5 protein-coding genes are annotated in these 11344 nt (G+C 30.9%); 1 reads left to right on the plus strand and 4 read right to left on the minus strand.

What is annotated here, in order from left to right:
* On the minus strand, positions 1–2585 hold a 2585-nt coding region (locus tag Q5Y73_RS14215; protein WP_305992580.1), incomplete at its 3' end, for an Ig-like domain-containing protein.
* Between the two features lie 1272 nt (positions 2586–3857).
* Here Q5Y73_RS14215 and Q5Y73_RS14220 point away from each other — a divergent pair.
* Positions 3858–4190 carry a helix-turn-helix domain-containing protein gene (locus tag Q5Y73_RS14220; RefSeq protein WP_305992581.1) on the plus strand — a complete coding sequence of 111 codons (333 nt, stop codon included), beginning with the start codon at positions 3858–3860 and terminating at the stop codon, positions 4188–4190.
* 281 nt (positions 4191–4471) lie between these two features.
* Here Q5Y73_RS14220 and Q5Y73_RS14225 read toward each other — a convergent pair whose 3' ends face one another.
* The 3 genes from Q5Y73_RS14225 to Q5Y73_RS14235 all read right to left on the minus strand — a co-directional run bounded on the left by Q5Y73_RS14225 (position 4472) and on the right by Q5Y73_RS14235 (position 11312).
* Complete coding sequence (locus Q5Y73_RS14225) at positions 4472–5605, minus strand: response regulator (protein WP_305992582.1); 1134 nt, start codon at positions 5603–5605, stop codon at positions 4472–4474.
* Positions 5606–5766: 161 nt separating this feature from the next.
* A complete protein-coding gene (locus tag Q5Y73_RS14230; RefSeq protein WP_305992583.1) occupies positions 5767–8910 on the minus strand; it encodes a hybrid sensor histidine kinase/response regulator in 3144 nt (1047 codons plus the stop codon).
* Between the two features lie 164 nt (positions 8911–9074).
* Positions 9075–11312 (minus strand): cellulose biosynthesis cyclic di-GMP-binding regulatory protein BcsB, encoded by a 2238-nt coding sequence (locus Q5Y73_RS14235; protein WP_305992584.1) that lies wholly within the window; start codon positions 11310–11312, stop codon positions 9075–9077.
* Positions 11313–11344: the final 32 nt, after the last annotated feature.

Genomic DNA, 11344 nt, shown 5'->3' on the forward strand with positions numbered 1-11344 from the left:
CCTTCTACTGTGATCGTTCCATTCTGTACACTATTTTCATCTACGTTAAAGACTAAATCGGATGAGTCGGTTTCATCGTCGTTTCCAGTAAGGATGATTTCTATTGATTCACCCTCATTTGTTATCACAGTTTGTTCATCTGCTACTGGCTTCGAATTCACTGGATTGATAGTAATGCTCACTGTAGCTGGATTTTCTGCATAGGCTGTGCCATCAGAGCCGTTCCATGTAAATTCTAATTCTCCATTCCAGTTCTCTGCTGACACAAACGTTAATAATTTCAAGTCATCTACTTCGATTTCATATCCGTCAGATCCATCCGCTATGATGACTTCATTGCCATCTAACATCAACGTCCCTTTCTCTGGTAAACTTATTAGTTTCACTCTAACTAAGCTATCTCCATTATCCACATCTTGGAACTCATCACTAAAATCTGTGGAAGTAAACGGAATCGTCTGACCTTCCGATCCAGTCTTCTCAATGTTGGACACAGTTGGCTCTGTATTTGATGGAATAGATACAATTTGTACTACTGTCTCATCAGTATCCCCGCTATCTAAAATAGCCGTTATAGTAGCAAATCCAATTTCATTGGAAGCAAGAATTGTAACTGCTTCACCATTCTCATCTGTTGTTATATTATTAGGAGCTACGTCTCCTAGATTAGTTCTAAAAGTAACATTTTCACCTTCTACTACATATGGATTTCCATCCTCATCTTTAGCTGTTACAGTAGCCGTAATTTCAAATTTGTTATCTCTCAACTTTGTTACATTTGTTATGTCAATTGTTGGAGCTTGTTCATACTCATTCTCATCAGTATCTATAGGATTATATTTATTATCAAAATACCAAGAAGTTATATAATGTGCTTCATATAATCCACCTGTAGCAGCAGTAAAACCAATAAATGCTTGATCTCCACCTATAATATCACTTAAAGTAACACCATCATTATGAATATCACCTTCAAAATTACCGCTCAGGTCAAAATTTTCGCCTAAATTTATACTCCCATCATCATCAAAAGAATATTGTGTTAAATTATCGAAGTTATAAGACACGACTGCACTATCAGGTCTACTATTACTTTCTGCTATTCTAACTTCTATCGTATTATTACTGTTCTCACCATAATCAATCCACACATGTACTACAGAACCGCCATTGAAATCGATAGAGTTTTCATCTACTACAGCAACGGATCTAATATGCCCTCCTACGTTGATTCCTATATGATTATTGCTTTCTAATTCACCAAGATCATTTGGACGTACCCACTGATCATTATTATGGGTATCAAATTCCACTGCTAAGCTTTTTAATATAGCATCATTTTCATCCGTGCCATCACCTAATCCTCTATTTATTTCCGCATAACCTATCCCCCCACCATCATTTAATTCTCCACTGGAAATCGGTTGTATTACAAATGCAAGTCCATCAGCACCGTTATTACTTGTGTCTTCGATTTTAAATGTAAAATAAGTACTAAAAGAATCCCCATTTTTTATAAATATTTTGTTTTCAATAAAAGCACTTCCAGCTTGTTGTGCTTGGTCTTCAGTAAGACGAAGTATAGGAGGAGAGTTAGGATCATTATCATCATCTACCGCCTCTGGAGTATATTTTTTACCAGTAAAATCAAAACGATCTGTTTCACTAAAATCTGCTTTAACTGATGTAATCACTTGTTTAGGTTTACTCTCAACTGGGTTTGCTAGCATTTTAGAGACTGGAAGTAAATTTTCCAAGATTTCTTTTTCTACGACATTAACATCAACAATATTCTCATTAGTGATTCCTTCAATTTTTATTGTTAATGCTTGATTTCTTTCATTGTTCAAAGTAATTTCAACAACTGCTGATCCTTCTGAAAAGGTTATTGCATCATTATAAATTTCCCCTTCTTTTCCCTCAGATAAATCATCACTTATTACTGTTATCCCGATTTCACCTTCTAATTGGATTCCATCTTCATCCATTGCCTCTGTGATTTCTATACTGAACTCTTCACCCACTGCTGGATTCTCATTTCCAGCTATTATAGAGACACCACTTAGATCTATTACTGAAGATATAACCGTTACATCAATACGTTTTTCCTCTGTCATCCCATCTACATTTACTGTTATAATGTGTGATTCTATCGTCGTTAATATTATTGGAATTGTCGCCGATCCTTCTACGAATTCAATTGGCTCACTATGTAAATTGCCTTCTATGTCACTAGTTACTATAATTAGTATAGGTCCATTTAATAATTCACCATCTTGATCTATTGCTTCATTAATATTTAATTCAAAAGGATCATTTTCAGTTATTATTTCTTCACTTGCTCTTACAAGCGCATTACTTTGATCTTCAACTTCTCCTTCCCCATCAATTTTTCCATCTAGTGGTTGCGAGTCAACTGCTTCTTCTTCAATAGTACTATCTTCATCCTCAATGATTGGGGTTTCAATAGTATCACTGTCCTCTGCAAATACAATACTTATATTTGGTAAAAAACTCATTAACAACATGGATAAAATTAGTACACAAGATACAAATTTATTTTTTTGACGATTACTAAATATCAATTTCATTTCTCCTTTATAAAATATTTATACGTATCCATTGTTTTTAAATCTATTGATCTATCAAATTATAAATGTAAACATATCATTGCTCAGCTTCCATAATTAGTTACACCAAGCCACTTTATTCCTTAAAAAAATATAATGATGAATAAACTTGTTTCAAAAATCATCTATCAATTGATGAGATATTCTAAAAAACTTTTTTAACAAATTCTACTTCTCCCCTTTAGAATTGATATTTCCTCATATTTTAAGTTTTAGAGCTATATAGTTGAAAAGACAGTCACAAATAGCCACATTATTTCTTAAAAATCATGTATTTTCTACTTTCTCTTATGAATCAACACATCCTTACTAAATTTATCTAAAGCTCAAAAAGACTCACCTCAGTACTTTCTCAGTTATTCAGCATTTAAAGTTACAATATGCCACTTTTTTACATAAAAAAAATATAATTACTTCTATTAATATTTTTATGATTCAACACATTTCTACATATCCTTTTAATTTCAAAATCACCCACCTATAATTGTCACCTTTAAAAACAGGACTAAGATACTATTGTTTTTCATTTGTATAAGTTATAAAATATTTACAAGCAAAAAGTCACATGAAGCCACTTTTATACACAAAAAAATATAAATATCATTTAATCATTTCATTATCTGATATTTATTTCTAAGTTTCTCAGCAATTGTGATTATTATAATTACTTGACTAGGCATTATACGATTTTGAATAAAATCTCATCGGATTCTCTAGAAGATATCTTCAAATTCATCATGTAAATATGGAGTCCCTTTTTAGCATCATTTTTCTGAATATCTTGAGAGTGCAGTGTTGTTTTCATTGAAACAATTACTTTTAGATTCGTATGTTGTAAAAATTTATCGAATCTTTTAATATCCTGTATATTTTTATACCATATGTTCTGCTGATATTCAATCCATTTGTATAAATATCCCAAATTATATTTTTTATAACTCCAAAAGTAAACAAAGGACTAGTTTACTATTTTTATCTCATATAACACTATAAAATTCAATATATAAGAAAATATTATATAATTATGCTATTATAATTTATGTTAGGGGAAACGTGTAGGTTGGCTAGATTTAAAAGCAAAGAAAGAGGAGTGTTTCTCATGTACAGGATGACTGATGCCGGTGTCCACTAGATAGAAGTGGTATGATTCTAGTCAACTTTCATTGTATGTTTACTACATTAAAACATTTACAAATTCTTAAAGTGTAAAAAAGGGAGCAGATACTTGTGTTAGGAGATCGATTAGTTGCATTAAGAAAAAAATTAAATTTGACCCAAAAAGATGTTTCAGAGAAGTTGGATATATCAAGATCTACATATGCTCAATATGAAATTAATCGAAGAGTTCCTGAATTTGCTACATTAAATAGATTAGCAGATTTTTATGATGTATCCCTTGACTATTTAGTTGGAAGAACAAATCCACAACTCTCCGAGGATAAAACTACTGAAATCATTAATGAAGTCATTAAAGAATTTAACATTGAATTATCTAATGAAGAAGATGAAGAAAAATTCCGTGAAGTGATTAGGTTATTATGGGATTCAAAAAAAAGATAATCATTCCATTAAATTTAAGATAAATTCAAGTAATTTATTCCTATCTATATCATCCAATACTTGCATTGATGCAAGTATTTCTTCTAAATAGTGTATATTATTTTCTTCCACAGTACACTCCTCCTAAATAATAGTTCATTATCTATCACAGAATACCAAAATCCCCTCACAAAATTCTCACAAATGAACTTAATTTCGACAATATCTTCTGATTTTCTAAAAAAAAGAACATAAAGATAAGAATCCACCTATCCTTATCTACCTTTTTTGATCTTTATTATTTATTTTTGAATATATTTCCTTAACACTTGTTGAGCTTCTAATGGTGTTGAAACATCAAGTTCTTCATTCAATAATTTCTCGTATTGATTATAATGCTTTTGCAAACGATTAAAATCGTCGTAATAAGTAGCATATAGTTTTAAAAGTATCAAATTCATCTCTTCATGAAGAGGGTATATAATAAGGTATTTCATAAGTTTCTGTTCAGCTTGATGAATACTGCGTATTTTAATGTAATATGTAACTAAATTACGGGTTAGCCTTGTATAATGACCCAATAATTCTTCTCTAAAATTCAAACACCAAAAACTATCTTTCACCCCAAATAAAATTCCTTTATATAATGAAAAAATTCGCTCACTTTCCTTTACATTTTCTATTGTAACCTCCAGATATTTTTGAGCATAATTTCTCAACTCTTCAACGTCAAAAAATACCTCTTGGTCTTTTTTTAATAAATATCCATCATTTAATTTTTCTATAAGAATTAAAATGCCATTTTCTTTTAACGCTTTTTTTAATAGATATATCGTGTTATGCAAGTTATGTATAGCTCTACTTTCATCCATATCAGACCAGAACAAATCAACTAATTTCCATTTTGAAATGGTTTGATTAGAATTCATAAGAAAGTAAGCTAATAGTTCTTCTGTTTTTTTTGTAGGCCATTTTATAACTGAGCCCGAAGTTGTTCTAACTTCAAATGTTCCAAAACAATAAATGGACACACGTTCATTCTCATCTGCATTTTCAGGTTTTCCCATGAGTAGATTATGTGTTTTTATAAGTCGATTTGTAATGCGATTGATCGCTTCTGGTGTAATTGGTTTTAATAAATAATCAACAGCGTGAACTTTAAATGCATCCAGAGCATATTGCTGATAAGCAGTTGTAAAAACAATTTGGATATTTTCATTCACTTTTAACATTTTTTCAGCCAAGTCTAAACCATTCATTTTAGGCATCTCAATATCTAAGAAGACAACATCTGGTTTCTTAGATAGAAAGTGATCCAATGCCTCAGCCGGATTAGTGTAACCCCCTATAATCGATAGGTGTTTGTTTTCTTGAATAACTCTTTCCATTAGTCCTAATATCGGTAGTTCATCTTCAACAATCATTACTTTGAGCATAACCTTCATCCTTTATAGTTCTAGCCAATATAATTATTATATTTAAGTACTTAGTAAATAAGTGAGTTTTTAAACATTTTTCAGTATAATTATTATACCTAATTCCAATCATATAACCACACCTGAATTTTAATTTACTCCTTGTGGGACATATGAACTAATCAAGCAAGTTCTTCTATTTCCATCGTTTGTTTAGGTAAATCTATTGTTATGATAGTTCCTTTACCTAATATTGATTCCACTTTCAAATTTGAGCCTTTTATCCATAATAATCGTTTCTTAATATTAGACATCCCTACACCAGCATTTTTAATATCTCCATTTTTAAACTGCTTCAAAACATGATCAGCAATTCCTACTCCGTTATCTTCAATACAAATGCTAATATATTCCTGATGATCGTGTATCGTTAAAGTAACTAATCCTATCCCATCCTTCTCAAATAGTCCATGCCTTATCGCATTTTCTACAAAAGGTTGGATACACAAAGATGGAACAAATAACTTTTCAAGTCCCTTATCTACGTCTATATGAAAGTCTAATTGGTTAAATCGGGATTTTTGGATTTCAACATAAGCTTTTATTAACTTTATTTCTCTTTCAAGTGGGACTAACATTGTAGAGTGGTCTGTAGTAAAAACAATACGTAAATACTGACTTAACATGCTCAATAAGTTAGCTGCTTTTTTCCCATCTGTATAACAAAAAGCAATGATATTACTAATGGCATTGTATAAAAAATGAGGTTTAATTTGAGCCTGTAAAAAAGCCATTTCGTTTTGAAATGATTCTATCATGGAGGTTTTCATAGAAATAAGCGTTTGAATCCTGGCTAAAATCGTTTTTGCATCAAATGGCTTAGTAATGTAGTCGTTTGCCCCTGCTTTAAATCCTAATTCAATATCTTCGGGTAAATCTATAGCCGTTGCAAATAAAACAGGGAGTTCAATTAACGAATAGTTTTTTCTTATTTGTTGACACAACTCAATTCCTGTCATTTCTGGCATCATCACGTCTAAAATTACAAGATCAACTTGTTTAAACTTCTCCAATTTTTTTAATGCTTCTTTTGCAGATAAAGCTGTGATCACATTATACTCACGATTAGATAATAAATTCATTAATATTTGAATATTAGAAGGCTCATCATCCACGATCAGAATCGTATGTTTGTGTCCATTTACAACATCAAAATCATGATATGATGATGTTCCTTTTTCAAATTGTATTTTGGATTGCAAACGATGTTGATTAGTCACTTTTTGATCTGATAGTTCAGCCCTTGGCAACGAAAAACAAAGTCTCGTTCCTCTTCCCACTTCAGACCAATCCACCCTTATCTCTCCTTTCATTTTCTCTATTAATTGTCGACTAATATATAAACCTAATCCCATGCTCTGGTACTCATTTTGATTTGACAATGGATCCAATTGTTCGAAATAACCAAAGATCTCTTCTTGTTTTTCTTCAGGGATTCCTACTCCTGTATCTTCCACATAAAAATAGACCATTTCATTTACTAGTCTAGAAGAAACAGTGATTTCACCTATTTGAGTGTGTTTTATTGCATTATGAATGAGATTATATAAAACTTGTCGGATTCTATTTTCATCTCCAGCGACTAAAGTAGATTTATCAATTTCGTTGATGAATTGAACTTGTTTACCTTGAATTTCAAAAGCCAATACATCAAAAACCATTTGAGTGGATACTTTTAAATCAACGTTGGTTATATATAACTTAAACTCTCCATTTTTCAATCTTGCCACATCAATCAGATCATTCACTAAGTTAGATAACCTCATGGAAGTGTCATGAATTAATGAAAGATTTTCTCTTTGTTTTGCTGATATTCTAGAATCTGCTTCCTCCAATAAAAAAGCAGATATATTTAAAATCCCATGTAGAGGTGTTTTTAATTCATGTGAAGTTTTTGCTAAAAACTCATCCTTCATTTCATTGATGTTAAACAGCCGTTCAGATAAATCCTCAAGGTTATTGTAAGCATTTGTATAACGCAATGCTAATAACATATTCATGACTATAATATAATAAGCAATACCTGCTTTAACAATCCAGATAGTTTTATTAATATTTGCAGCACTGTTCACTGAAATGGAGTACATCACAGATTCACAAATTAATATAATAAGACTACCATTTGTACCAAATAACATTGCGATTAATAATAATAACTCCTTTTTTTCTAAATGAACATACTGTTTATTGATGTATAACCATATGAGTTTAATGAAGATAAACAAAGTAATTAAACATATATATAACCACAAAAAATATTCAATGTTTGTATACACAGAGAATGATGTAAAAATAGTAACAAAGAGGTAAATTACAATGGGCAGCAAGATGACCCTAAACACTCTATTCGTGAATAGTGTAGATTCCAATGAATAAACAAATAACAGAAGAAATACTATGCTTGCAAAAGATGAAATATCCTGTACTTTATAAATCACATCTGATGATATTGTAGGAATGAGCATCACTAAAATTTGTTCACTATCAGCCGATAGTCTTAGTAGAAGAGAAAAATAAAAAAGTGAACTAAAAAGATACGTTTGTTCCTTCGTTCTCTTACGATAAATACTAATATGATAAAAACCAAAAAATAATACAGAAACAATGAGAGATAAATCTGTACTGAATAAAAACAAATCTAGTTTATGAATATCCTGTTGCAGACCAAATTTGATATCACCGATCATCCCACCTTCATTTCGATCATATTTCGAAGTCTGTACTAAGAGAATGATTTCATTATGATCAGAATAAAAGTAGGTAACATAAGGTGTACTACCAGAAACATGATCCTCCCTCACCATTGCTGGTGTTCCACCCTGACCTTTTATCTGTCCATTAATAAATAACTTATGAGCCATACGAATACTGGTGATTTTTAATCCTAATATTTCATCCTTTAGTTCACCACTGACCTTTATCGTTAACTTATAAGTAGATGCCCCATTTTGGTTTATTCCACTAAACTGCTTCTCATTATTGCGATTTGGAACCATCAAATAATTTGTTAAAAATAGAGAAGAATGAATAAAATCCTTTGGTTCCAATAAATACCCATCATAAAATTCCCATTCTCCGTTAAGTGAGACAATACCCTCTTTTTGAAAATCCCATTCTGATAAGTCCAACACTCCTTTATGAGCAATCGGATCAGAAGAACTAGGTTGGGTTAAGACATACACATAGATGGAAAAAAAGACACAACTAATAGTAATGATCAGTAATCCTATTATTTTCAAGTATTTTTTATATAGATTTGATTTCATTCATTTATACATTTCCTTTTAGCATAGGTTTTATAGCATTTTTCAATATATCAAAAGATCCTCACAAAATTCTCACAAATTTCGACAATGACTATGAAAAGGAAGTTATAATTTCTTATACACATCAAAAAGCCATTCAAAAAAAATCTTTGAATGGCACATACTTATTTTCCATCTATTTTTCTTCTATTTCTTAAATACATGTATAAAATAAAAACAATAACGATAAGTGAAAATATAAAGATATAAATTTCATAAGGTATACGGTTATTCATCTTCTCTTCTGTATCTTTTAAATTATTTTCTGTTTCATGTAATGTACTATCATTATTAAAGTAAATTGTTGAAATATTACCATTTGCACTCAGTGCAAGCATTTGACCATCACTAAGGTTATTCTGCAAATGCATTAATAATACTTCATCAACAACTTTATCAGCTTCTATCTCTTTTCCTTGGAAAATGATCATTGAACGTTCCTTATTCCATACTGATGGCTGTATCCATGAAACAAAATTTGTTGCTTCATTAATGATATTAAATTGATTCAGTTTCCACATTGAACTTTCATATTGTACAAGGAAATCCTGAACCCTATCCTTAAATAACCCGTATCGATTTATTTCGCCTAACATTATAATATGATAATTTTCTAATTCCTCTTGCTGTTCTTCTGATAATGGTTCCTTTAGAATTAAAGGTATGTTATTTAGTTGTATGAGTGTATTCTGCGTTGTTTTATAGAACATATTCGTCACAGCTGCTAATTGTGTAAGAAAATGACCATCTATATTCTCTGGTACAATAACTGCTGTTTTCTTAAAGCCAAACTCATTCATAAAAGGACCGGGAAAGAAATGGAAAGAGTTTGATGCATTCATATTAAACTCACCATCAAAATAACTACTATTTTCAATCATAATCCATCGACCTGTTTTATTGTCATTGTTACATGCATTATCAACGTCTCTAATATTTGATTCAAAGGATACTTCTACAGTTCTGGTGTTTTGCTCCTGCAGATTAAATTCGATTAATGGGATTTTGATTTCCAGTTCATCCTTATTTTCCTCTTTAATTACATTTGTTAAGGCAAACGTTTTTGGAATTCCATTTAAATAAATGGTGAACCCATTTAACCACTCTTGTTTAAGATCATCTTCATCCAAATGCTCCAATAACATTTGAGAAAATTTCACTTTTAATAATAGAAAACTCTCCTCATCTCTAAGCATCCAGGTTGGTAGGTTAAAAAATAATGAGTTACTATTCTGTTTTATTTCGTCTACAATGATAGATGGATAACCATAATCTTCAAAACTATATTTTTGCTCCTCTTTTTTGTTGCTTTTATTCAACATAGGGGTTTGGATAACTAATTCATTTCCTGTTAATTGATTAACAGCCATATCATCGGTTAAAATATGCATATTTTCTGCTATCACATGATCATTTTTTGCTAATACAAATAATAATTCTTTCTTTTCCTTTTCCTGTGCTTTATTTATTGTGAACATTTTAAGGATAAACTCATTATTATTCACATCTTCATAAGGGAGAAGACCTTTCATTTCAGTTGACCAGCTATCAATGGAACCTATTGCAACTACATGTTTGATTTCCTCTTTACTTTTCCACCATTCACTCTCAGTCATGATAGTAATATGCTGCTCACCACTGCCCTTTAGCGATAAATAAGAATTTATTTGAACCGCTGCTGATAGTATGGAGGCAGATGGGTTATCAGGTAAAAGGATCACGGAGTAATCCTCACTATATATCCCCTCCTCCGCGAATGGAAAAGGATATTCACTTAAACCTTGTTCAATCATCACACTTGATTTTGTATCTATAAAAATGAAGGAAGAAGGTAATAATTTCACCCAATTTGCAGGACTATTTTGATCAGTACAGATATTGTCAGATATGACACTATACTTATTCAGTGTAATCTTATGATAACCAGGTGTTAGATTCTCTTCTTGTAAAGGAATTCTCAACTTTCCACCATCACTTGTTTCCTCTGTTAGAAAAACACTCTCTTGCGGTTCATCATCAATATAAACCGTTAAGGTAGATAGAGTAGGAATAAGTAGGCTTGAATGTGTGTAATGTATTTCAATGTAGTTATTTGTCCCTTTTTCATTCATTGGTACAAAATAAAACATCTCCATCTCTTCCTCAACCCTATCTAGTTGAGAAGCTCTAGTTATTAATTGATTTATATATCCTGTAGATTGTAGAGATGAATTTGAATGTATAGTGCCTACCTTCTCTCCAACTGGTTGAATCTGTACTTTATCCAATGTGTTACCAAATACAACTATATCCTTATCCAAAACACCACTAATCTCAATGATTAAAAAAATACTTATGAATATGACTATATTTCTTTTAAACACAAATCCACCTCACATGGTCTAAGTAATACTTA

The sequence above is a fragment of the Chengkuizengella axinellae genome (assembly GCF_030730905.1).
GTDB lineage: Bacteria > Bacillota > Bacilli > Paenibacillales > KCTC-33759 > Chengkuizengella > Chengkuizengella axinellae.